At 70.0% G+C, this 22,273-nt stretch carries 20 protein-coding genes; 7 read left to right on the top strand and 13 right to left on the bottom strand.

Annotated elements, in window-relative coordinates; translation table 11 throughout:
• Positions 1-4 precede the first annotated feature (4 nt).
• Positions 5-1,543, top strand: coding sequence for a glucan biosynthesis protein (locus tag ASF57_RS18250; RefSeq protein WP_082504162.1), 1,539 nt, complete (start codon positions 5-7; stop codon positions 1,541-1,543).
• 74 nt (positions 1,544-1,617) lie between these two features.
• Complete coding sequence (locus ASF57_RS18255) at positions 1,618-3,999, top strand: Tex family protein (RefSeq protein WP_056485684.1); 2,382 nt, start codon at positions 1,618-1,620, stop codon at positions 3,997-3,999.
• Positions 4,000-4,109: 110 nt separating this feature from the next.
• Here the strand turns inward: ASF57_RS18255 and ASF57_RS18260 are convergent, their stop codons facing one another.
• The 6 genes from ASF57_RS18260 to ASF57_RS18285 all read right to left on the bottom strand — a co-directional run bounded on the left by ASF57_RS18260 (position 4,110) and on the right by ASF57_RS18285 (position 9,695).
• The gene (locus tag ASF57_RS18260; protein WP_056187647.1) at positions 4,110-4,670 is read right to left on the bottom strand and encodes a DUF4337 domain-containing protein; all 561 of its coding nucleotides are present in this window, start codon (positions 4,668-4,670) and stop codon (positions 4,110-4,112) included.
• Between the two features lie 71 nt (positions 4,671-4,741).
• Positions 4,742-5,830: a sulfate/molybdate ABC transporter ATP-binding protein gene (locus ASF57_RS18265; protein WP_056485686.1), complete on the bottom strand. Its 1,089-nt coding sequence runs from the start codon at positions 5,828-5,830 to the stop codon at positions 4,742-4,744.
• A complete protein-coding gene (cysW, locus tag ASF57_RS18270) occupies positions 5,793-6,677 on the bottom strand; it encodes a sulfate ABC transporter permease subunit CysW (RefSeq protein WP_056485689.1) in 885 nt (294 codons plus the stop codon). Before cysW ends, ASF57_RS18265 begins: the two co-directional genes overlap by 38 nt.
• Positions 6,670-7,542, bottom strand: coding sequence for a sulfate ABC transporter permease subunit CysT (gene cysT / locus ASF57_RS18275; RefSeq protein WP_056187656.1), 873 nt, complete (start codon positions 7,540-7,542; stop codon positions 6,670-6,672). Before cysT ends, cysW begins: the two co-directional genes overlap by 8 nt.
• 63 nt (positions 7,543-7,605) lie before the next feature.
• Entirely contained in the window at positions 7,606-8,601 is a 996-nt protein-coding gene (locus ASF57_RS18280) for a sulfate ABC transporter substrate-binding protein (protein ID WP_244477024.1), read from the bottom strand.
• Positions 8,602-9,506: 905 nt separating this feature from the next.
• Positions 9,507-9,695, bottom strand: a complete 189-nt coding sequence (locus ASF57_RS18285) for a hypothetical protein (RefSeq protein ID WP_056485692.1) — start codon at positions 9,693-9,695, stop codon at positions 9,507-9,509.
• Between the two features lie 414 nt (positions 9,696-10,109).
• Here ASF57_RS18285 and ASF57_RS18290 point away from each other — a divergent pair, with 414 nt between their 5' ends.
• Positions 10,110-10,337: a hypothetical protein gene (locus tag ASF57_RS18290; protein ID WP_056187662.1), complete on the top strand. Its 228-nt coding sequence runs from the start codon at positions 10,110-10,112 to the stop codon at positions 10,335-10,337.
• Positions 10,338-10,526: 189 nt separating this feature from the next.
• Here ASF57_RS18290 and ASF57_RS18295 read toward each other — a convergent pair whose 3' ends face one another.
• The 4 genes from ASF57_RS18295 to zapE form a co-directional block, all read right to left on the bottom strand.
• Positions 10,527-10,934, bottom strand: a complete 408-nt coding sequence (locus ASF57_RS18295) for a hypothetical protein (RefSeq protein WP_056485695.1) — start codon at positions 10,932-10,934, stop codon at positions 10,527-10,529.
• 284 nt (positions 10,935-11,218) lie between these two features.
• Positions 11,219-13,582: a xanthine dehydrogenase family protein molybdopterin-binding subunit gene (locus tag ASF57_RS18300; protein ID WP_056485698.1), complete on the bottom strand. Its 2,364-nt coding sequence runs from the start codon at positions 13,580-13,582 to the stop codon at positions 11,219-11,221.
• Complete coding sequence (locus ASF57_RS18305) at positions 13,579-14,094, bottom strand: (2Fe-2S)-binding protein (protein WP_056485701.1); 516 nt, start codon at positions 14,092-14,094, stop codon at positions 13,579-13,581. The genes ASF57_RS18300 and ASF57_RS18305 overlap by 4 nt, the downstream gene beginning before the upstream one ends.
• Positions 14,095-14,528: 434 nt before the next feature.
• A complete protein-coding gene (gene zapE / locus ASF57_RS18310; RefSeq protein WP_056486173.1) occupies positions 14,529-15,719 on the bottom strand; it encodes a cell division protein ZapE in 1,191 nt (396 codons plus the stop codon).
• 338 nt (positions 15,720-16,057) lie between these two features.
• Here zapE and ASF57_RS18315 point away from each other — a divergent pair, with 338 nt between their 5' ends.
• From ASF57_RS18315 to ASF57_RS18325, 3 genes are all read left to right on the top strand, one after another.
• Entirely contained in the window at positions 16,058-16,627 is a 570-nt protein-coding gene (locus ASF57_RS18315; protein ID WP_056187674.1) for a GNAT family N-acetyltransferase, read from the top strand.
• A 123-nt stretch (positions 16,628-16,750) separates the two neighbouring features.
• Entirely contained in the window at positions 16,751-17,065 is a 315-nt protein-coding gene (locus ASF57_RS18320; RefSeq protein ID WP_056485704.1) for a hypothetical protein, read from the top strand.
• A 197-nt stretch (positions 17,066-17,262) separates the two neighbouring features.
• The gene (locus ASF57_RS18325; protein ID WP_056486176.1) at positions 17,263-17,484 is read left to right on the top strand and encodes a hypothetical protein; all 222 of its coding nucleotides are present in this window, start codon (positions 17,263-17,265) and stop codon (positions 17,482-17,484) included.
• Positions 17,485-17,490: 6 nt separating this feature from the next.
• On the opposite strand, the gene ASF57_RS18330 is transcribed toward ASF57_RS18325, so the two are convergent.
• The 3 genes from ASF57_RS18330 to ASF57_RS18340 form a co-directional block, all read right to left on the bottom strand.
• Positions 17,491-18,168 carry a spermidine synthase gene (locus ASF57_RS18330; protein WP_056485707.1) on the bottom strand — a complete coding sequence of 226 codons (678 nt, stop codon included), beginning with the start codon at positions 18,166-18,168 and terminating at the stop codon, positions 17,491-17,493.
• Between the two features lie 109 nt (positions 18,169-18,277).
• On the bottom strand, positions 18,278-19,951 hold the full coding sequence (locus ASF57_RS18335) for a formate--tetrahydrofolate ligase (protein ID WP_056485710.1): 1,674 nt from the start codon (positions 19,949-19,951) through the stop codon (positions 18,278-18,280).
• 228 nt (positions 19,952-20,179) lie between these two features.
• The gene (locus ASF57_RS18340) at positions 20,180-20,401 is read right to left on the bottom strand and encodes a heavy-metal-associated domain-containing protein (RefSeq protein WP_056485713.1); all 222 of its coding nucleotides are present in this window, start codon (positions 20,399-20,401) and stop codon (positions 20,180-20,182) included.
• 299 nt (positions 20,402-20,700) lie between these two features.
• Here ASF57_RS18340 and ASF57_RS18345 point away from each other — a divergent pair, with 299 nt between their 5' ends.
• On the top strand, positions 20,701-22,164 hold the full coding sequence (locus ASF57_RS18345) for an EAL domain-containing protein (RefSeq protein ID WP_082504113.1): 1,464 nt from the start codon (positions 20,701-20,703) through the stop codon (positions 22,162-22,164).
• The last annotated feature ends 109 nt before the right edge of the window (positions 22,165-22,273 follow it).

Genomic DNA, 22,273 nt, shown 5'->3' on the forward strand with positions numbered 1-22,273 from the left:
TGGGATGATCCTGCCTACCGCGCATGATCTGAATGCGGGCCGAACGCGCGCCGAGTCCCCGGATTCCCGATCATTTGATGCGGTGAAGGCCAAAGCGCGCGCGCTCGCGGCCAGCCCGTACCAGGCCCAGCCGGACGATCTGCCGGCGCCGCTCGCCGGCCTGTCCTACGACGGCTACCGCGCCATCACCTTCCGGCCGGAGGCGAGCCTGCCCCTCGGCCGCCGCTTCTCGGCCCAGCTGTTCCATCGCGGCTTCCTGCAGCGCAAGCGCGTCGCCCTGTACCGGCAGCCGCGCAACGGCCCGGCCCAACCGATTCCCTACGCCTCCGACCTGTTCGACCTCGGGCCGGCCCTGGGAGGACAGAGCTTCGCCCCCGATCTCGGCTTCGCGGGCTTCCGGCTGCACTACGCCTTCGGTGCCGATCGGCCGGGGGACCAGGAGGAGGTCCTGGTCTTTCTCGGCGCCTCCTACTTCCGGCTGCGCGGGTTCGGCCAGGAATACGGGCTCTCGGCCCGGGGTGCCGCGATCCGCACCGGGGGGCCGGGCACGGAGGAATTTCCGGATTTCACGGCCTTCTGGATCTGCGAGCCGGAGGCCGATGCCCGCACCCTCGAGATCTGGGCCCTGCTCGATTCGCCGAGCCTCGCCGGAGCCTACCGCTTCCGCGTGGCGCCGGGCGATCCGTCGGTGATGGACGTCGAGGTGTCGCTCCATCCCCGCACCGCCCTGGAGCATCTCGGGCTCGCCCCCCTCACCAGCATGTTCCTGCACGGGGCGAACGGGCCGGGCGCGCGGGGCGCCGAGCCCTTCGACGATTTCCGTCCGCAGGTGCATGATTCCGACGGGCTCGCGGTGGTGACGCGTGGGGAGCGCCTGTGGCGGCCCCTGGTCAACGGCCGGGCCCAGCCGCAGATCTCCGCCTTCGGCGCCGATCCGCTGGAGGGTTTCGGCATGCTCCAGCGCACGCGCGACTTTCCTGCCTATCTCGACGTCCAGGCCCGGCACGAGGCCCGGCCCGGGCTCTGGGTCACGCCCGGATCGGGATTCGGAGCCGGTGCGGTCCGCCTGTTCGAGATCCCGTCCCGCGAGGAGTACATGGACAACATCGTGGCTGCCTTCGTGCCCGGCGCGCCCGTGCCGGCCGGGACCGAGCGCGCCGTGTCCTACCGCCTCACGACGGTGGGGGCCGAGCCGGCGAGCGTCGTGCCCGGCACCCTCGGCCGTGTGGTCTCGACCCGGGTGGGTTCGGCCGAGCGCCTGCGCCCGACCACCCCGCCGAGCCCGGGCCGGCGCCTCTACGTCGTGGATTTCGAAGGGCCGGGCCTGCCGGCCGACCGGGGCGCGACACCGACCGCGGACGTCTCCGCCAGCGCCGGCACGATGGTCGATCCCGTGGTGGAGTTCGTGCCCCAGACCGGCGGCTGGCGGCTCTACGTGGAGTGGCGCCCACCGACGCCGCTGCCGCCGGGCGACGCGATCCTGCGCGCCCGCCTCGTCCAGGACGGACGGGCCGTGACCGAGACCTGGGACATGCCGGCCTGAACGGCGAAGGGGTGGCGGGTTTGACCGGTCCGCACGCAGCCCTGTAGACACCCGGCCCCACCCGGAGACGCCTCATGGCCGCCATCAACACGAGTCTCGCCGCCGAACTCGGCGTCGCGGAATGGCAGGTGAAGGCCGCCGTCGACCTGCTCGACGGCGGCGCGACGGTGCCGTTCATCGCGCGCTACCGCAAGGAGGTCACCGGCACCCTCGACGACACCCAGCTGCGCAATCTGGAGGAGCGTCTCGCCTACCTGCGCGATCTCGAAGCGCGCCGGGCGGCGGTGCTGGAGGCGATCGATGCCCAGGGCAAGCTCGAGGCCGGGCTGAAGGCGCGGATCCTGGCCGCCGACACCAAGGCCCGTCTGGAAGACCTCTACCTGCCGTTCAAGGTCAAGCGCCGGACGAAGGCGCAGCTCGCCCGCGAGGCCGGGCTCGAACCCCTCGCCGACGCCGTGCTGGCCCGGCCCGACCTGTCTCCCGAGGCGGCGGCCCGGACCTACGTGGACGCGGCCAAGGGCGTGGCCGATGCCGAGGCCGCGCTGGAGGGGGCGCGTGCCATCCTGATCGAGCGCTTCAGCGAGGACCCGGAACTGGTCGGGAATCTGCGCGAGACCGGCTGGCTGCGCGGCCGGATGGTCGCCACGGTGAAGGCCGGCCAAGCGGCATCGGGCGAGAAATTCTCGGATTATTTCGACTTCTCGGAAGCCCTCGTGAAGCTGCCCTCGCATCGCATCCTCGCCCTGTTCCGGGGGGAGAAGGAAGAGGTGCTCGACCTCGCCATCGCGGATGCGGTCGGCGACACGCCGGCCAAGGGCCAGCCCGGATCGCAGGAACTGCGCATCGCGAAAGCCTTCGGCATCCGCGACCAGGGGCGGCCGGGCGACGCCTTCCTGATGGAGACGGTGCGGCGGGCCTGGCGCACCCGCCTGAAGCCCGCCACCGATACGGACCTGCGCGCCCGGCTCTGGGCCGTGGCCGAGGCCGGCGCCGTCTCGGTGTTCGCTGGCAACCTGCGCGACCTCCTGCTCGCGGCGCCCGCCGGGGCGCGACCGACCCTCGGACTCGATCCGGGTTTCCGCACCGGCGTGAAGGTCGCGGTGGTCGACGCCACCGGCAAGGTGATGGCCACCGACACCATCTACCCGCACGAGCCGCGCCGCGACTGGAACGGCGCGCTGGTCGCCCTGGCCAAGCTCTGCCGGGCTCACAAGGTCGAGCTCGTCGCCATCGGCAACGGCACCGCCTCGCGCGAGACCGACAGGCTCGCAGCCGAACTCATCGCCAAGCAGCCGGACCTGACGCTCACCAAGGTGATGGTCTCGGAGGCCGGCGCCTCGGTCTACTCGGCCTCCGCCTATGCCAGCGCGGAACTGCCCGAGCTCGACGTCTCGATCCGCGGCGCGGTCTCCATTGCCCGGCGCCTGCAGGACCCGCTGGCCGAACTCGTCAAGATCGAGCCGAAGGCGATCGGCGTCGGCCAGTACCAGCATGATCTGGCCGAGGGGAAGCTGGCGCGCTCCCTCGACGCGGTGGTGGAGGATTGCGTGAACGGCGTCGGCGTCGACGTGAACACCGCGTCGGCGCCGCTCCTGGCCCGGGTCTCGGGCCTGACCGCGCGGGTCGCCTCCAACATCATCGTGCACCGGGATGCCAACGGCCCGTTCCGCAGCCGCGTCAGCCTGAAGAAGGTGGCGGGGCTCGGCCCCAAGGCCTACGAACTCGCCGCCGGCTTCCTGCGCATCCGCGACGGGAGCGACCCCCTCGACGCCTCGGGCGTCCACCCGGAGGCCTATCCGGTGGTGCGCCGCATTCTCACCGCCACCGGCCAGCCGATCCAGGCGCTGATCGGCAATGCGGGCGCCCTGCGCAGCCTGAACCCCCAACAATTCACCGACGCGACCTTCGGCCTGCCCACCGTCACCGACATCCTGTCGGAGCTGGAGAAGCCGGGCCGCGACCCGCGCCCGGCCTTCCGCACCGCGACCTTCCAGGAGGGCGTGGAAAAGATCTCCGACCTGAAGCCCGGCATGCGGCTGGAGGGCGTGGTCACCAACGTGGCGGCCTTCGGCGCTTTCGTGGATGTCGGCGTGCACCAGGACGGCCTGGTCCACATCTCGATGCTGGCCGACCGCTTCGTGAAGGACCCGCGCGACGTGGTGAAGCCCGGCGACGTCGTGCAGGTGCGGGTGGTCGAGGTCGATCCCAACCGCAAGCGCATCGCCCTCACCATGCGTTCGGACGAGTCCGGCGCGCCGCGCCGTGACGGGCGGGAGGCCGCCCCCGCGCGGGGACCGTCCTCGGCACCGAGGCCGTCTTCGACGCCGAAGCCGGCGACGGTCCCCAAACCCGGCGGCGCTCCTGTGAAGCCCGGCGGCGCCCTTGTCGAACCCGGCGGCGCCCTGGCCGAGGCCCTGCGCCGGGCCGCTCTGGCGAAGGGGATGCCGAAGCGCTGAGCGGCCGGCAGCGCTGAACGGTCGACGGGAGGCCTGCCTCCCGCCGGTCGCTCTAAAGTCCTCCGTTTGTCGTGTCGGGATAACCGGTTTCCACTGATCCCTGACAAACTCTAGTGGAAGAACGGCAGCGCGTGCGGCGCGTAGAGGCCGAAACCCAGGAGGGCCAGGCCCGCGATGCCGAGGACCCCGCCACCGACCACCAGGGCGAAGATGCCGGTGATGACCTCGGCCGAGGCGAGCACGATGCCGATCTGGAAGGCGGCCGAGGCGAACTCGTAATGGTGGTAGCGGTGGAGGGCGAGGTCGCGCACCTCCTGCGAGTGCCGCGCCTTCTCGGCCAGCTCCTTGCGGCCCTCGCCGGTGGCGGGTTCGCTGTCCCAGCGGGCCAGGGTCTTGGCCCATTCGGCGCGCTTGGCCTTCACCGCCTCGGAATTCGCGACGTCCGGCGGCAGCAGCGCCAGGGTCTCGTCGGCGGTCTTGAGGACGGTGCCCCGGATGGTGCGGGCCTGGAAATAAGCCCATTGGTTGGAGGCCTCGACGTTGGCCCCGAGGGCGTCGGTCTGGGCGCCCTTCGCCAGGGTCTCGGCCAGCGCCAGGAACAGCGCCAGCACCGAGATCAGCAGCGCCACGCGCTTGTTCGAACTTCCCCCCGCCCCGTGACCACCCGACATGCCGACCCCGCTGAGATTTGGACGGCGGCAGTCACACCCGATCGCGTCCGCGGGCGCAAGGCGATTTTTCGTCAGTTCGGAAACACGTGGCCGCCGATGATCCGCAGGCCCACGGGGCTTCCGGCTGCGAAGCGGTTGGTGTCGGCGGCCTCCACCACCACGGTCTTGCCCTCGGGCCGGTCGACCTCGATGCGCTGGCGCCCCTGCGTTCGGTAGGACGAGCGCACGACGCCTTCGAGATGGGCCTGATCGCCCTCGGCGAACTGGAGCTGCCAAGGCCGGGCGTAGAGCTTGATCGGACCGACCAGGCCCTCGGGCGCCCTGACCGGGGTCAGGCGGCCGTTGACCCGGACCTCGCCCCCTTGCGCGATCGCCTCGACCTCGATGGTGTCGCCGAGAAACTTCAGCACCGTGGCGGAGACCGGGGCCTCCTGCACCTCGTCGGGGGTGCCGACCTGCTCGAGGCGGCCCTTGTCGAGCACGGCGACGCGGTCGGACAGCTCCAGGGCCTCGTCCTGGTCGTGGGTGACGAAGATCGTGGTCTGGCCGGTGCGGTCGTGGATCTCGCGCAGCCAGCGGCGCAGGTCCTTTCGGACCTGGGCGTCGAGGGCGCCGAACGGCTCGTCGAGGAGAAGCACGCGCGGCTCCACCGCGAGCGCCCGGGCCAGCGCGATGCGCTGGCGCTGACCGCCCGAGAGCTGGCTCGGATAGCGGTCGGCGAAGCCGGACAGCTTGATCAGGTCGAGCAGGTCGCCGACCCGGCGCTTGATCTCGGGCTTGGCCGGGCGCTCGGACCGCTTCCGGGCATTGAGGCCGTAGGCGATGTTCTCGGCGACGCTCATGTGCTTGAACAGCGCGTAGTGCTGGAACACGAAGCCCACCGCGCGCTGCTGCACGGGCAACCGCGTCGCGTCCTCGGCTCCGAAGACGATGCGGCCCGCATCGGGAAAGTCGAGGCCGGCGATGATGCGCAGCAGCGTGGTCTTGCCCGAGCCCGAGGGGCCGAGCAGGGCCAGCAGCTCGCCTGCCCGCACGTCCAGCGAGAAGTCGTGCAGCACCGCGGCCGTGTCGAAGGTCTTCGACAGCGCCTCGACCCGGATGGCGGTGGAGCCGCCCGCCCGCTCAGTGCCCACGGGCGCCCGCGGCGATCTCGTCGGCATAGCGCCATTCGAGGACGGATTTGACGCAGAGGGTGACGAGGGCGAGGCCGGCCAGGAGGGAGGCGACGGCGAAAGCGGCAACGAAGTTGTACTCATTGTAGAGGATCTCCACGTGGAGCGGCAGCGTGTTGGTGAGGCCCCGGATGTGGCCGGAGACCACCGAGACCGCACCGAACTCGCCCATCGCGCGGGCATTGCAGAGGAGCACGCTGTAGAGGAGGCCCCAGCGGATGTTGGGCAGCGTCACCGTCCGGAAGGCGTGCCAGCCGGAGGCTCCGAGGGTCAGGGCCGCTTCCTCCTCCGCCGTGCCCTGTTCCTGCATCAGGGGGATGAGCTGGCGGGCGACGAACGGGAAGGTGACGAAGATGGTCGCCAGCACGATGCCGGGCACCGCGAAGATGATCTGGACGTCGTGATCGAGCAGCCAGGGGCCGAGCAGGCCCTGCGCCCCGAAGACCAGCACGTAGATCAGGCCCGAGACCACGGGCGAGACCGAGAACGGCAGGTCGATCAGGGTCACCAGCAGGTTCTTGCCCCAGAATTCGAACTTGGCGATGGCCCAGGAGGCCATGATCCCGAAGACCAGGTTGAACGGCACCGCGATGGCGGCGGTCAGCAGGGTCAGCCGGATTGCCGCGTGGGCGTCGGCCTCGGTGAAGGCGGCCAGATACGCCTCGACCCCCTTGGCGAAGGCCTGGGCGAACACGGTGAGGAGCGGCAGCACCAGGAACAGGGCCAGGAACAGGATCGCCACGGCGATCAGCAGCCAGCGGATCCAGCGGCCCTCGGTGACGACGCTGGCCGGACGCGCCTCGGCCAGGGCGACGGGGGCGAAGGTCTCAGACATAGCCGAATCTCCGCCGGCTCCAGGCCTGGATCAGGTTGATGGCGAGCAGTGTGAGGAACGAGATGCCGAGCATGAGGGTGGCGATGGCGCAGGCGCCGCCGTAATCGTACTCGGACAGCTTGATGACGATGAGGAGGGGCGCGATCTCGGAGACGTAGGGCAGGTTCCCGGCGATGAAGATGATCGAGCCGTACTCGCCGACGCCGCGCGCGAAGGCGAGGGCGAATCCGGTGAGCACCGCCGGGATCAGCGGCGGCAGCACCACCCGCACTAGGGTGTGAACGCGGCCCGCCCCGAGGGTGGCGGAGGCCTCCTCGATCTCCTTGTCGATCTCGGCGATCAGGGGCTGCACCGTGCGCACCGCGAAGGGCAGGCCGATGAACACCATGGCGATGTAGATGCCGACCGGCGTGTAGGCGGCCTCGATCCCGATCCGGGCGAGCTGCGCTCCGACGAGGCCGTTGGGCGCATAGAGGGCGGCCAGGGCGATGCCGGCGACGGCGGTCGGCAGCGCGAAGGGCAGGTCCACCACCGCGTCCACGATCTTGCGGCCCGGAAAGCGATAGCGCGTCAGCACCCAGGCGATGAGGAAGCCGAACACCGAGGCGGTGAGAGCGGCCAGCAGCGAGACGCCGAAGCTGACGCGCAGCGCGCTGGCGACACGCGGGTCGGTGGCGACCTCCCAGATTCCCGAAAGCCCGAGCCCCGAGGCGCGCGTCACCAGGGCCGCCAACGGCAGCAGCACGATCAGGCCGAGGCAGGTCAGGGTGTAGCCGAAGGCGAGCCCGAAACCGGGGATCACGCTCGGGCGGAGGAAGCGCCGCTTCGCCCGAGTGGGCGGGTTGGCGCGCGGGGGCGGGGCCATGGCGGTGTCCTGCTCAAGTCTCGGGCCCCGCCCGGGCGGGGGCGGGGATCAGGGCGCGGCGGCTCAGCGCCCCGCCTTGCTCAACTGGTCGAACAGGCCCCCGTTGTCGAAGTTCTTCTTCTGGATCGCGTCCCAGTCGCCCTGCAGGTCCTCGATCTTGAACAGCTTCAGCTCGGGCAGCTGCGCCAGATCCTCGGGCTTCGCGGCCGCCCGGTTCAACGGACGATAATGGTGCTTGGCGAAGATGGCCTGGGCCTGGTCGGAATAGAGGAACTGAAGATAAGCCTCGGCCTGCTTGCGGGTTCCCTTCTTGTCGACGTTCGCATCGACCAGGGCGACCGGCGGTTCGGCGTAGATCGAGGTCGGCGGCACCACCACGTCGAACTTGTCGCGGCCGAACTCCTCGAACACCAGGTAGGCCTCGTTCTCCCAGGTCGGCAGCACGTCGCCGAGGCCGCGCTGGGCGAAGGTCACGGTGGAGCCGCGGGCGCCGGTGTCGAGCACGGGGACGTTCTTGTAGACCTCGCCCACGAAGGCGTTGGCCTTGTCGGCGTTCTTGCCCTCTTTTTCGTAGGCGTAGCCCCAGGCCGCGAGGAAGTTCCAGCGGCCGCCCGCGGAGGTCTTCGGGTTCGGGGTGATGACCTTGATGTCGGGCTTCACGAGGTCGCCCCAGTCCTTTACGGCCTTCGGGTTGCCCTTCCGCACGAGGAACACCACGGTCGAGGTGTAGGGCAGGCCCTGGTTCGGCAGCTTGGTGCGCCAGTCCGCCGGGATCTTCTTCGAGATGCGGCTGATGGCGTCGATGTCGGAGGGGATGCCGAGTGTGACCACGTCGGCCGGAATGCCGTCGATCACCGTGCGGGCCTGCGAGCCCGAGCCGCCATGCGCTGCGCGCACCGTGACGGTCTCGCCGGTCTTGGCCTTCCACGCCTCGCTGAACGCCGCGTTGATCTCGCGATAGAGTTCGCGCGTGGGATCGTAGGAGACGTTCAGCAGCTCGGTCTGGGCACACGCGAGGGTGGGCGCGAGCACGGCCGCGGCGAGGCCGGCGCCGAGCAGGACCGCGTGGCGGCGGGTGCGTCCGGTGGTCCGGGAAGGGGTCTCGCTCACGGGAATCTCCGAAATCTGCTGGTACGGCCCGACCTGGAGCGGTGACGCGACCCAGGCCAGACGACGCTGGTTTCGTTCGTTTTAACGAACGTTGTCAAGCGCTGCGGTGCGGCAGGAAAGAGGATCGGGAACAGAATTGTTCCGCCGGCCTCGCGCTGCTCGCTGAGCAATTTCCCGAAAAGGAAAGGTCCCTCTCGACTGGCCTCCGGTGCGAGAAGAAAATGCTACCTTGACGGGGGTTCTATAGAAAGGACGTTTTTTCGATCAACGTCGCGAAGAGCGGATCGCCGGAAAGCCCCGGTCGGGCCGGAACCGTCCGAGGACGCGAGGGCAGAGCCTGCTCGTGGGAAAACCCGGTGCCGGAGCCATGCTCCAGACGGCGCCCGGGCGCGAATCCGTGACAGCCTCGGTCAAACGGAGGCGGCGCGAATCAGCCTACGGCCGAGGAAGGCCCCCGGTCGACGGTGTTCGGACTGTGCGGCGTGGGGGAGGGGCCGGCTTGTGGGCGGGTGACGAACGGGCGCGAAGCGGGCCGGGTGCGGGGCCCCGGCGCGACCCGGTCGCGCGCTCAGTCGGCCGCGACGGCGATGAGCGAGAACAGGGACGCCAGCAGAATGTTGCCGACGACGACGAGAGCGAGCGTGATCATGGATCTGCTTTGCGTACGAGCGCGGCGAAGTGCAGGCGCTCATCTGATGCAGGGTCCCTAGCCGTTCCTGCCTGAACTGTCCGTGAATTCCCGCACCCGCAGGGGAAACATCCGGAAACGCGGTAAACCCGTCACACACGATCCGGCCGGGGTTTCGGGGCAGAGCTGGTTCGGTCGAGGTTCTCTGAGGGGCGGCCCTCAGCCCTCAGCCCTTCGCCTTGCCGAGGCGAGCGATCAGTGCTTCCAAGCGGGTGCCCGGCGGGTCCGCCAGCATGCCGGCGTAGAAGGTCCGCAGGCTCTGGCCGAGATGGCGCCGGATGCCGGGGCTGAGCGACGGGGCGGCGGCCCGCGCAGCCTCCGGGGCGGGAGAGCACTCGCTTCGGGTCTTGGGCATGGATCGCACCCCGGACATCTGCGGCTCGCATCCTGTCGAAGCCAAGGAAGGCCTCCGCGGCGGACGGCCGACGCGTGACCATGCCAGGGATCGGTTAAGGATACGCTCATGCAGAGGTCGGGCTGCAGAGATCGAGCCGCGCTCCGCGCGAGGCCACACCGCCGAGGGTTGTCAACTCCCTAAGCTAAAGCGTGGGCGTTAAAAAAAAGCTCCGCGCTGGGCCTCACGGGGAAACGGCGCGCGCACAACGACTTGGCCGCTCGCAGGCGGTTCGTCGCAATGCGGAAACGGCTAACGGAGGGTTTCAGGTTGTGGACGAATCTGCCGGGATTCGCTTACAACATCCAAGCTCACGGCGCCGCAGAGTGGTTGTTTCTCGAACTCCCGCAACCAACACCGGGAATTATATTTGGCATGCAGAATATTACCATTACTGAACGAGAACGTGATGCTGTATTAGCTGCGCTCCGCTATTACCAATTCTATCGATTGCAGGGTCATCCCTTCAGCCCTCACCAGGATCACTTGATCGATGCAATCGCCAGCGGTTCCGGCGAGGCCCTCGATCTCGCTGAGATCGACGATCTCTGCGCCGGCCTGAACGGCAACGACCACGCTCTCGCGTCCCTCGCCAGCGCCTGACGCCTGCTTGCCAAGACGCCCGCTTGGCCAAGGGCGCTTCGGACGCCGACCCGCACGCCACACGCGCCGGCCCCGGATGGTGGGGCCAGCGCCCACCGGATCAGCCCGAGCGGAGGTCCGTCGGGCCGATCCAAGACCTGAGACGCCAGAAACTCCTGAGATCCTAGATCCCTCAGAGACCGTCCGGCCTCAGGGCGCGGTGTCCACCTGCTTCTGGGCCCGATCGACCGCCGCGGCGCAGGCCTGGGCATCGCCCTTCTGGTCGGCCGTCCGCGCCTCGTCGAGGGCCACCTTCGCCTGCATCGCCTTGTCGCCGCCCTGACCGGCCTCAGCCGATTTCTCGGGCGGTGCGGCCTCCGCCGAGGCGCTGCCGCCGCTTCCGGTGACGCCCTGTCCGGCGCGGGCGCTGGCCGCGGCCTTGCCGCTGGTATTGGCCGAGATCGCCTCCTTCGCCAGATCCTTCACGGGTCCTTCGAGCTTGGCGATCCGGTCGCCGCACGGCGTGGCGAGGGCCGGCGCCGCACCCGCGGCGAGAAACCCGGCGGCCAGAGCCCCGCTGGCGAGAAACCCGGCGGCAAGCCTCACGAAACGCGTCATCGATTGCTGTCCTTGATTCGGTGAGGAAGGCCGGCCCTGAGAGGGCCGCACCCTGTCGGGTTCAACCGTCCGAAACGGACCCGGGCTCCCTCAAACCATGGGAAAACCGCGCGACGGGGAGTCGGACGGAGCCATTGGGTCTTCGGTTCGAGGCACACACAGGAAAACCCCGGCGCATAAAAACCTATGCGCATGAAAAAGCCCCCGGCCCGGGGGACCGGGCCGGGGGCTGCGCCGTCACGGCGATGCGTGGCGGCGATGCGTGGTGGTGTTTCCCGGCGCGATCAGGCGCTCAGCTGGTCGCGAATCGGCAATTGCCGGATGCGCCGGCCGGTGGCGGCGAAGATCGCGTTGGCGATCGCCGGGGCCACGGGCGGCACACCGGGCTCGCCGACGCCGCCGAGGGGGCGGCTGTAGTCCGGGTTCGGCAGCAGGTGCACGTGGATCTCCTTCGGCGCCGCATCGATGCGGGTGATCTCGTAGCCGTCGAAGTTGTTCTGCTGCGCGCGTCCATCCTTGAAGGTGATCTCGGCCGAGAGCGCGAGGCCCATGCCCATGACGACCGCGCCCTCCATCTGCGAACGGATCCGCTCCGGATTGACCTGCGGCCCGCAATCGACGGCGATGTCGACGCGCTTGACCTGCACCTCGCCCTTCGGGCCGACCGCCACCTCCGCCGCCACCGCCGTGTGGGTGACGAAGCTGTAATGGCCGGCGATGCCGAGGCCGGTGCCCTTCTCCATCTTGCGGCCCCAGCCGATGCCCTTGGCGGCGGCCTCGATGACCTTGCGCAGGCGCGCCGTCTCGATCGGGTAGCGGGCCGGGTCCTCGCCGTAGTTCCAGACGTCGCTGATGCTCGTCGGGTCGATGACGCGGTCGGGACCGATCAGCGCCAGCAGGTACTCCTTCGGGTCCCGTCCCGCCGCGTGGGCGAGTTCGGACACGAAGGACTGGATCGCGAAGGCGTGCGGGATGTTCGAGACCGAGCGGAACCAGCCGATGCGCACGTGGGCGTCCGCCGCCGGGTTCTCGAGGCGGATGTTGGGCACGGCGAACGGCGTGTTGGTCAGGCCCATGCCGAGCTCGAACGGCAGCTCGTGCTTCGGATCGGGGGCGAAGATCGACCCGATGGTGGGCGCCGCCGAGCGGTGCAGCCAGGCGATCGGCATGCCCTTGTCGTCGAGCCCGGCCTCCAGCCGCTCCACCGAGATGGTGTGATAGTAGCCGTGGTGGAGGTCGTCCTCGCGGGTCCAGATCAGCTTGACCGGCGCGCCGTCCACGGCCTGGCTGCACAGGGCCGCTTCCAGCACGTAATCGGGCTTCGACTTGCGGCCGAAGCCGCCGCCGAGCAGCGTCACGTGGACCTTCACCTTGTCGGCGGGGAGGTTCAGCTTCTTGGCGAGGCGGTCATGGGTCGCCTGGGGCGCCTGGGTGTTGGCCCAGGCTTCGCAGAACCCGTCCTTGATCCGCACGGTGGCGGCCGGCGGCTCCATCGGAGCCTGGACGAGGTGGGGCACGAAGTACTCGGCCTCGAGCTTCGTCTTGGCCTTGGCCATGGCGCCGGCGACGTCGCCCTGGTCGCGCACGACCTTGCCGGGCGCCCGCGCCGCCTTTTCCAGCTCGCCCCGGAAGGCGACGGAATCGTAGGAGGCGTTCGGGCCGTCGTCCCAGGTGATCTTGAGGGCCTCGCGGGCCTTCATCGCCGCCCAGGTGTTTTTCGCAATCACCGCCACGCCGCCGATCGGCTGGAACTCGGACGGGATCTCGGGGGCGTCGATCTTGAAGATCTTGACGACGCCCGCGACCTTCTTGGCCTCGCTGTCGTCGAAGCTCACCACTTTGCCGCCGTAGACGGGCGGGCGGGCGATGAGGCCGTAGAGCATTCCGTCGAGGCGGGTGTCGATGCCGTACATCGCCGTGCCGACGGTGAAGTCGTGGTTGTCGATCAGGCCGATCTTGCCCTTGCCGATGTAGCGGAAAGCGTCCTGCTTCTTGAGCACGACGCTTTCGCGGGCTGGCACCGGGAGATCGGCGGCGGCGGCGGCGATCTCGCCGTAGCTCACGGTGCGCTTCGACTTGGCGTGGGTGACGACCGAGTTCTCGGCCTTCACCTCGCCTGCGGGCACGCCCCACTGCTTGGCGGCGGCCTGGACCAGCATGGCGCGGGCGGCGGCGCCGGCATGGCGCAGGTGCGGGAAGAAGTGGCGCAGCGAGCGCGAGCCATCGGTGTCCTGGTTGCCGAAGCGGGTCTCGTCACCCCAGGCCTGCGCGACCTTCACCTTCGCCCAGTCGGCCTCCAGCTCGTCGGCCACCACCAGGGCGATGGAGGTGCGGACACCCTGGCCCATCTCCGAGCGATGGCAGGTCACCGTCACGGTGCCGTCAGGCGCGATGGCGATGAAGACCTTCGGGTCGTCCTGCCAGCCATGCGGCATGGCATCGGCGCCATATTTCTTGGGCTCGTCCTTCTTGTCCTCGGCCTGGGCCGGCTCACGCCAGGACAGGGCGAGCACCAGAGCGCCCATGCCACCGAGCATGGCGCGACGGCTGACATTGGCGAGGGCGCTGGGACCGGACACAGTCTCGGCGGGGGCGAGGTCGGTCGGCGCGGTGGCGCGGTCCGCCATGGTCTGAGCTTCGTGGATCACAGGCGCTCTCCCTTGTTCGCGGCGGGCTTCTGGCCGGCACCGGACGGTTGGCCGGCACCGGACGGTTGGCCGGCAGCCTGGTGAATCGCGGCGCGGATGCGCGGATAGGTGCCGCAGCGGCACAGGTTTCCGCTCATCGCCTCGTCGATCTGCGCATCGGTGGGCTTCGGGGTGTCGGTCAGGAGCGAGGCGGCCTGCATCATCTGCCCGCACTGGCAGTAGCCGCATTGCGACACGTTGAGGTCGCGCCAGGCGACCTGGACCGGATGGTTGCCGTCGGGGGACAGGCCCTCGATGGTGACGACGGCCTGCCCCTCGGCGGCCGAGACGGGGGTGACGCAGCCGCGCACGGCGGTGCCGCCCACGTGGATGGTGCAGGCGCCGCACAGGGCCTGCCCGCAGCCGAACTTGGTTCCGGTGAGCCCGACCTCATCGCGCAGATACCACAGCAGCGGCATGTCGGGATCGCCGTCGAAGCTGCGTTCAGCTCCGTTCACGGTCAGTTTGATCATCGGTGTATCCTGTCATGGATCAGGCCACGGGCCGGTGGGGATCGGCGTCACGCCAATCCGTCAACCGGCGGGAAGCCGTCAGGGTCACATGTCGGGCGTCGGGTGAGGCGACATCGGTCGCCGTCCCGCAGAAGAGTCCTGAGATGCGGCGGCGGATCCGGCTGCTCGATCACGAGAGCCGTCGCAGCGCGCGAAGCGCCCACGCCCCGCACCTCGGAATGAATACAATTAAACGCTGGGGCTGTTGCAGCGCAACCGGACGGAGGCGTCGTCATCCGTCTCGGATTCGGTGATCCGCCCCGCATGTGCCGTTGCGCACGATGTGAAGACAGGGGCGTGATCCGAGGGCCTGTCCCGGATGTTGTCTCGTCCGGCCTGCGCCCCGATCGCGAAAAACCGATGGGCCTCGGAGAAATCCGGCTCCTGTCCCGATGTCAGGTCTCGACCAGCCCGGAACTCGATCCCGACGCTTCGGAATCGCCCGCCCCATGCGGCAGGGCCAGATAGTCCGACGAGCGCATCTCGATCAGGCGCGACACGGTGCGGTCGAACTCGAAGGCCTCGCGCCCCTCGGTGGCGGTGTAAAGGTTGTGCGGCTCGGCCGCCGCCGAGGCGATGAGCTTCACATGCGCGTCGTAGAGGGTGTCCACCAGGGTGATGAAGCGCTTGGCCTCGTTGCGGTTGTCCGGCCCCATCACGGGGATGTCGGAGAGGATGACCGTGTGGAAGGCGCGGGCCACGGCCATATAGTCGGAAGCGCCGAGGGGCAGGGCGCAGAGATCCGCGAAGCCGAAGCGGGCGACGCCGCCGGTCTCCTCGGGCACGGCGACGTCGTGGCCCTTCACCCGCAAGGTGGCGGGGCGGCCCTTCGCCTTGCCGGTGAGGCCCTTGAAGGCGGCTGCCAGGGCCGCCCCCGCCTCGGCATCCGCCGGCACGTGATAGACCGAGGCGCCGCCGAGCTTTTCCAGGCGGAAATCCGTGCGGGAATCGAGGCGCAGCACCTCGACCCGCTCCTGGAGCTCGGCAATGAAGGGCAGGAACAGGGCGCGGTTGAGCCCACCCTCGTAGAGCCGGTCGGGCTCGACGTTGGAGGTCGCCACCACGGTGACGCCGCGCTTGAACAGGGCGCCGAACAGGCGGCCCAGGATCATCGCGTCGGCGATGTCGGTGACGGTGAACTCGTCGAAGCAGAGCAGGGTCGCCTCGTCGGCCAGGGCATCGGCCACCACGGGAATCGGGTCGTCGCCCTTCGCCGTGCCGGCCTTGAGGGCCTGGCGATGGGCATGGATGCGCTCATGCGCGTCGGCGAGGAAGCCATGGAAATGCACCCGGCGCTTCGGCTCCGGGGCGGCTTCATGGAACAGGTCCATCAGCATGGTCTTGCCGCGCCCGACCGAGCCCCAGATGTAGAGCCCCTTCGGCGGCGTCGCGGCGTCGTCCCGGCGTCCGAACAGCCAGCCGAGCGCGCTGCCCTTGCGGGCGCGCTTGCGCCGACCAAGCTCCAGAACCAGCCGGTCGAGGGCGCGCACGAGGTGGACCTGCGCGGGATCGCGCTCGATGGCCCCCGCATGCACCAGCGCCTCGTAGCGGTCGGAGACCGGACCGGGGGACACGGCGCCGGCGATGGCCTGGTTCGACGGCCTCGGACCGGATGAAGAGGGGGCGTTCACGGTGCAGTCGACCTGTTCGCGGAGAGATCGGAATCGGGAGACGGGCGGCCGGTGGAATCGCATGTCCGGCGGTCTGCCGGTCTGACGCGGCCCTTCAGCCGGATCAAGCCCCGACAGGGTTATGCCTCGACCAGGGTATGGCCCACCCGGGGGACGGCGCCGGACGCACGGCAGCGGGGCGTTTTGCTGCATTGCACAAACGTGGCCGCGATGCCACATCGACGGAGCCTTGAGGGAGGCTACGCCCGGACCCGGCGCGCCCTGCGCGCCCCGAACCCGGAGACCGGCACCCGATGCCTGAGACGCGTCCGACCTTCCAACCGATCATCCGTCGCCTGTGGCCCAACGATGGCCCGGCGGTGGAAGCTTATTTCCTGCGGCTCGATCCTGAGACCCGCGCCAACCGCTTCATGGGGGCGCTGAGCGACACGGCCGCCCTCCGCTATGCCCGCACCGCCATGAGTGCCGAGGGCCTGATGTTCGGTGGCTTCGTCGACGGCACCCTGCGGGGACTCGGCGAGTTGCGCCCTGCCTCCGCCCCGCCGCCCGGCTTCGTCCTCGGCGCGGAGGCGGAGGCCGCCTTCGCGGTGGAGACGCCGTTCCGCCGCAACGGCCTCGGCCAGGCCCTGTTCCGCCGCATCGCCGCCGCTGCCCGCAATCGCGGCGTCCGCGACCTGCACGTGCGCTGCCTGGCCTGGAACCGGCCGATGCAGGGCCTGGCCAACAAGGTCGGGGCGGACCTGCGCATCACCGGCGGCGAGGCGGACGGCGCCCTGCATCTGCCACGTCCGACTCCGGTCTCCCTGTGGCAGGAGGGCGTGACCGAGGCGGTCGATTTCACCCTGGCTCTCACGGCGGCGTGAGCGCGGGCTTTCCCGGACGCGGGCCGCGGAGTATCGAGAGACGAGGGTATCAAAGGACAACGAAGCCGCCGGGCTGGTTCGACCGACGGCCGGGAGGTCACCCACGATGACGGATGGATCTCGATGACCGATGCCTCTCGCCAAAGCCTTTTCGCGCTCCTCGTCTGCGCCGCGCTCCTGCCGGGGGCAGCCTCGGCGCAGACGCGCCCCGACGTCACCGCCATGACCTGCGCCGAGGCCTCGGCGCTGGTCACGCGGGCCGGCGCCATCGTGCTGACCACGGGGCCGATCACCTATTCGCGCTTCGTGCGCGATGTCGGGTTCTGTCCTCTGCCGGAAACGACGCGCCCGTCCTGGGAGATGACGCGCGACGATCCGAAATGCTTCGTCGGCTACGTCTGCCGCGACAAGTTCAACGAGGGTCAGAGCCGCGACTGATCCACCGGCTCGAGGATCCCTCGAGATGGGGATCGCGGGTCAGGCCTGTGTCTCCACCCCCGCAAAGGCTTAAGGCCAAGCTGCCTTGTTGTCGCCCTGCGCCCTGCCGATGCTCGGCACGAAGACATCGCCCCCGAGAGGCCGAGCGCCCAACGAGAGGTCGAGTCCCCAGGGGCCGAGTCATGAACCAGCTCGAGATGAGTCTTCTCACGAACGCATCGGGGCTGCCCGTCGGCGCAACGAGCCGCCCAGCCGAGGCGTTGCTCGAACGTTCGGTGGCCGATGCTTTGCGGATCATCGCGGCGGCCTGCGCCGAGCGGAACGCAGCGCCGGTCAAGGCTGCCCGGCGCCAGCTCGCGGAAGTCTACGGCGCGACCCGTCTCAGCCGCCGGCGCGAACGCCAAGGCGCCTCGGCCTGACTGCCGTCACCGCGCCGGGCGCTCGGCCAGCCAGATGGTGTGGCGCGCGCCCCGCGACCGCCCGGCTCGGACGCCGACCGCCTCCACCCGGAAGCCGCCGCGCGCGAGGCGCTGGGTGAAAGCCGGGTCGGGATGGGCCGACCACACCGCCAGCACGCCGCCGGGGCGCAGGGCCGCCCGCGCCGCCGCGAGACCCGCGGCGTCGTAGAGCCGGTCGTTGGCGCTGCGGGTCAGGCCGTCGGGGCCGTTGTCGACGTCGAGCAGGATGGCGTCGTAGGCGCCGCGCCCGGCCCGGATCACCTCCGAGACATCGGCCACCCGCGCTTCGACCCGCGGGTCCGCCAAGGCTTCGGAGGAGATGGGCGCCAGCGGGCCGCGCCCCCAATCCAGCACGGCGGGCACCAGTTCGGCCATCACGATCCGGGCCTTCGCGTCGAGGGTGTCGAGGGCGGCCCGCAGCGTAAAGCCCATGCCGTAGCCGCCGATCAGCCAGCACGGATTCGCCCGGATGCCCAGGCGTTCGGCGGTCAAGGTCGCCAGCGCCTCCTCCGAACCGCTGAGCCGGCTGTTCATCAGCTCGTTGGGGCCGAGCTGGATCGAGAACTCGGTGCCTCGCTGCCGCAGGCGCAGAGGCTCCGACCCGCCGGGCACGGGGGCGGTGTCGAGGACGACCCAGGGAATCATGGGCGGGGCCCGGCGATGAAGACGGTCATGCCATCCCGCTAGCACGGGCCGTGCGCCGGATCACGCCGGGGCCATCCTCCCCCGCCGACGGGGGAGGGGGCTTCCCGTGCTAGAACAGGCCTTCGATCTGCCCGTTGGCATCGAGGTGGATGCCTTCCGAGGCCGGGACCTTGGGCAGGCCCGGCATGGTCATGATCTCACCGCAGATCACCACGACGAAGCCCGCACCCGCCGAGAGGCGCACGTCCCGCACCGCGATGAGGTGGCCGGAGGGGGCGCCCATCAGGTTCGGGTCGGTGGAGAACGAGTACTGCGTCTTGGCCATGCAGACCGGCAGGTGGCCGTAGCCGTCCTTCTCGAACTGCGCGAGCTTGGTGGCGGCCTTCGATTCCACCTGGATGTCGCCGGCTCCGTAGAGCTTGGTGGCGATGGCGAGGATCTTGTCGGTGAGCTTGGTCTCTGTCTCGTAGGCGAAGGTCAGCGGCTTCTGCTCGCCCTCGGCCAGCTTGACCACCGCATGGGCGAGCTCCTCGGCGCCGGCGCCGCCCTCCGCCCAATGCTTGCAGGTGATGGCCTCGACCTGGAGCTGGTCGCGGCACAGCTCCTTGAGCTTGGCATGCTCGGCATCGGTATCGGCGTAGAAGTGGTTGACGCCGACGACCACGGGCAGGCCGAAGCTGCGCACGTTGCTGACGTGGCGGGCCAGGTTGGCGAAGCCCTTCTCCAGGGCGCCGAGGTTCTCGGAGCCGAGTTCCTTCTTCGAGACGCCGCCATGCATCTTGAGGGCGCGCACGGTGGCGACGATGACCACGGCCGAAGGCTTCAGGCCGGCCTGGCGGCACTTGATGTCGATGAACTTCTCCGCGCCGAGATCGGCGCCGAAGCCCGCCTCGGTGACCACGTAGTCGCCGAGCTTCAGGCCGGCGCGGGTGGCGATCACCGAGTTGCAGCCATGGGCGATGTTGGCGAAGGGGCCGCCATGGATGAGGGCCGGGTTGCCCTCGAGGGTCTGCACCAGGTTCGGCTGCAGGGCGTCCTTGAGCAGCACCGTCATGGCGCCCGTGGCCTTGACGTCCTTGAGCGTCACCGGCTTGCGGTCGCGGGTCTCGGCGATGACGATGCGGCCGAGGCGCGCCTCGAGGTCGTCCAGATCCTTGGCGAGGCAGAACACCGCCATGACCTCGGAGGCCACGGTGATGTCGAAGCCGTCCTCGCGCGGGAAGCCGTTGGCGACGCCGCCGAGCGATTGGGTGATGGCGCGCAGCGCCCGGTCGTTCATGTCGACCACGCGGCGCCAGTGAATGCGGCGCACGTCGATGTTGAGCTCGTTGGCCCAGTAGACGTGGTTGTCGATGAGCGCGGCCGCCAGGCTGTGCGCCGAGGTGATGGCGTGGAAGTCGCCGGTGAAGTGCAGGTTGATCTGCTCCATCGGCACGACCTGGGCCTTGCCGCCGCCGGCCGCACCCCCCTTCATGCCGAAGCAGGGTCCGAGGGAGGGTTCGCGCAGGCACATCACGGTCTTCTGGCCGATGCGGTTGAGCGCATCGCCGAGGCCGACCGTGGTGGTGGTCTTGCCCTCGCCGGCCGGCGTCGGGCTGATCGCCGTCACGAGCACGAGCTTGCCCTCGGGCTTGGCTTCGAGCGACGTGATGAAGGCGTGGTCGATCTTGGCGATGTGCCGACCGTAATGGTGAAGCGCCTCGTCCGGAATCCCGATTTTGGCGGCAACCTCGGTGATCGGCTGTAGCGTGGCGGCGCGCGCGATCTCGATATCTGAGGGCATACTGCGTTTCTCCCGGATTGTTCTTGCGCGGTTGGGCCCGGCGCGGGGCCGGATCCATCCGCTGGCGTGTGTCGTCTGCCGAGAGACCGGATCCGTCGACGTTGGGCCGTACGGATCGGCCGAACGGCCACACAGGATCGATCGCATCAATTTGCGCGAAGGGACAAGCAAAAGCGCGTCGGAAATTTTGAATTCGCAGGCAAAATTTTGTTTGGGATCAGGTGCGTGTCATCCCGTGATGGCACTGGCCGTGTATCCGGCCTCCGACAGCGCCTCCGCGATGCTTGAGGCCTGAGCCGTGGTCGTGACCGCGATGCAGCCGTGATCGAGGTCGACCGCGACCTTGGCCTCCGGGTCGAGGTGCCGGATCGCCCGGCACACCGCCGCCACGCAGCCGTCGCAGGTCATGCCCTCCACCTGTATCAGGAGGTCCGATGGCGTCGCGTCCATGAGGTGCGCTCCGGGCTTCTCGTGCCGTTGGCCGCATTGTGATGCGGCGGCGGGCCGATGCAAGTTGCTGGACTGCGGTGCCGGACCTGGTGCGCCAACCCGGGGCCGGAACGCGGTCTTGCCGGGGAACGCCCGCCTGAACGGCGCGCACACAACGCGCCAAGCCACATTCCACCGGAAATTCGTTCCCGGCGGGCGGCGGTCCCTTGTGGGCCGGCGGCGTCTCGGCAACAAATGGCTGCGTGCGGGCGCGGGCCGGCACGCGCCCTGGTTTCATGTTTCGAGGATCGAAGACCCCGATGGCCCGGATCGTTGGCCGGCGTACGAGCCTGTGGGCCTTCTCCCTGCTCGGGCTCAGCCTCCTCGGGCCGCTGGCGGTGTTCAGCCCGCTCGGGGCGAGCCTCGGGCTCGCCGGGCTCGGCCTCGTGGCGGCGCTCACCGCGCATCGGCGCGCCAGCACGCTGACGGCGCGCTGCGAGAAGCTGTCCGGCGAGGTCAACGTGCTGTCGCAGCGCCTGGTGCGCCTGGAGACGGTCACCCGGGCCCTGGCCGAGCAGCAGGTCCGCGCCGTCGAGGCCGGGCTTCCCGCGAGCGCTGCGCCTCCCGGTCTCGATAGCCCGCATTTCCTCGACAGCCAGGATCTGAACGCAGGGCTCGAAGAGGTCACGGCCGAGATCGGCCTGCTCAGCGGGATCGTGCGGGAACTGGCGGCGGTGGTGGCGGCCCAGGATGGCGAGATCGCCGGGCTCAAGGCGGCCCCACCGGTTCCCCCGGCTTCGCCACCCCCGTCGCGAGGCATCGCCCCCGATTTCGAACCCGACTTGCGCCCGGCGACCCGCGTCGCCGAGGCGGAGCCGGCCCGCCGGCCCGCCGCCGTCCCGGCAACCCCCTGGACCCCGCGCGCCCTGGGCCGGGTCGAACCGACCGGGGACGCGGCCCTGGTCGCGGCCTACGACGGCGACGGGCTCGAGGTTCATCTCCAGCCCATCGTGTCGCTGCCGCAGCGCAAGGTGGTGTCCTACGAGGCCGTGGCGCGCCTGCGCCTCGCGGGAGACTCCCTGGGAGCCGAGGCCTTCGTGCCGGTTCTGGAGCGCCATGGCCGCACCACCGATCTCGACCGCCGCATGCTCCAGCGCGTCGCCACCATCGCGCGTCATCTCGCCGGGCGCGGCAGCCTGGCGGCGGTGGCCTACGGGCTGTCGCCGCGCTCGCTGTTCGAGCCGGGTTTCCTGCGCTCCCTCGGCCGCCTCGTCGAGGGCGAGCCGGACCTGTCCGGGCGGGTGATGCTGGCTCTGCCGCAGCTGAGCTGGCGCAGCCTCGACGCGGAGCAGGCCGGGGCGCTGGCGGACCTGCGCGGCCGCATCGGCTTCATCCTGGACCGGCCCCTCGACCTGCGCCTCGACCCCCTGGCCCTGGCCGACCGGGGCGTCTCCCAGGTGAAGGTGCCGGTCGACCTGCTGCTGCGTCCGGGCACCCGCCAGGCGATGCCCGACATCGCCCTCGAGGATCTCGTGGCGTCGCTGGCACGGGCGGGCATCCGCCTCGTCGCCGAGCAGGTGGAGCGCGAGACCGACGTGCCCGATCTGATCGAACTCGATGTGCCGCTGGCGCAGGGGATCGTCTTCGCCCCCGCCCGGGTGGTGCGCGCCGAGGTGCTCAACGCCCCGCCCGAAGCGCCGGAGCCTGCGCCGCCGCCGAACGAGGACCCGGAGCCGCCGCCGCAGCGCCGCCCGTTTCGCGATTTCCTGCGCCGGGCCGGCTGAGGCGCGCCTGGACGCCGGGCCCTTCGGGAGCGATCGGCGCCGGGGATCGGAGATCGAGACCGGCGAACCGCGGGCGGCGTTGATTTCCGGGGATGTCCCGCCTAACCGG

Source organism: Methylobacterium sp. Leaf117 (assembly GCF_001422985.1).
In the GTDB taxonomy this organism is placed as follows: Bacteria; Pseudomonadota; Alphaproteobacteria; order Rhizobiales; family Beijerinckiaceae; genus Methylobacterium.

Coding starts and splice junctions, on each gene's coding strand:
- ASF57_RS18265 (WP_056485686.1), bottom strand. CDS start 5,830: ATGCCGACGAGATCGCCGCGGGCGCCCGTGGGCACTGAGCGGGCGGGC.
- ASF57_RS18315 (WP_056187674.1), top strand. CDS start 16,058: ATGCCTGAGACGCGTCCGACCTTCCAACCGATCATCCGTCGCCTGTGG.
- ASF57_RS18330 (WP_056485707.1), bottom strand. CDS start 18,168: ATGATTCCCTGGGTCGTCCTCGACACCGCCCCCGTGCCCGGCGGGTCG.
- ASF57_RS18305 (WP_056485701.1), bottom strand. CDS start 14,094: ATGATCAAACTGACCGTGAACGGAGCTGAACGCAGCTTCGACGGCGAT.
- ASF57_RS18250 (WP_082504162.1), top strand. CDS start 5: ATGATCCTGCCTACCGCGCATGATCTGAATGCGGGCCGAACGCGCGCC.
- ASF57_RS18255 (WP_056485684.1), top strand. CDS start 1,618: ATGGCCGCCATCAACACGAGTCTCGCCGCCGAACTCGGCGTCGCGGAA.
- ASF57_RS18290 (WP_056187662.1), top strand. CDS start 10,110: ATGCAGAATATTACCATTACTGAACGAGAACGTGATGCTGTATTAGCT.
- ASF57_RS18335 (WP_056485710.1), bottom strand. CDS start 19,951: ATGCCCTCAGATATCGAGATCGCGCGCGCCGCCACGCTACAGCCGATC.
- ASF57_RS18340 (WP_056485713.1), bottom strand. CDS start 20,401: ATGGACGCGACGCCATCGGACCTCCTGATACAGGTGGAGGGCATGACC.
- ASF57_RS18325 (WP_056486176.1), top strand. CDS start 17,263: ATGAGTCTTCTCACGAACGCATCGGGGCTGCCCGTCGGCGCAACGAGC.
- ASF57_RS18320 (WP_056485704.1), top strand. CDS start 16,751: ATGACCGATGCCTCTCGCCAAAGCCTTTTCGCGCTCCTCGTCTGCGCC.
- ASF57_RS18345 (WP_082504113.1), top strand. CDS start 20,701: ATGGCCCGGATCGTTGGCCGGCGTACGAGCCTGTGGGCCTTCTCCCTG.
- cysW (WP_056485689.1), bottom strand. CDS start 6,677: ATGTCTGAGACCTTCGCCCCCGTCGCCCTGGCCGAGGCGCGTCCGGCC.
- ASF57_RS18285 (WP_056485692.1), bottom strand. CDS start 9,695: ATGCCCAAGACCCGAAGCGAGTGCTCTCCCGCCCCGGAGGCTGCGCGG.
- cysT (WP_056187656.1), bottom strand. CDS start 7,542: ATGGCCCCGCCCCCGCGCGCCAACCCGCCCACTCGGGCGAAGCGGCGC.
- ASF57_RS18260 (WP_056187647.1), bottom strand. CDS start 4,670: ATGTCGGGTGGTCACGGGGCGGGGGGAAGTTCGAACAAGCGCGTGGCG.
- ASF57_RS18295 (WP_056485695.1), bottom strand. CDS start 10,934: ATGACGCGTTTCGTGAGGCTTGCCGCCGGGTTTCTCGCCAGCGGGGCT.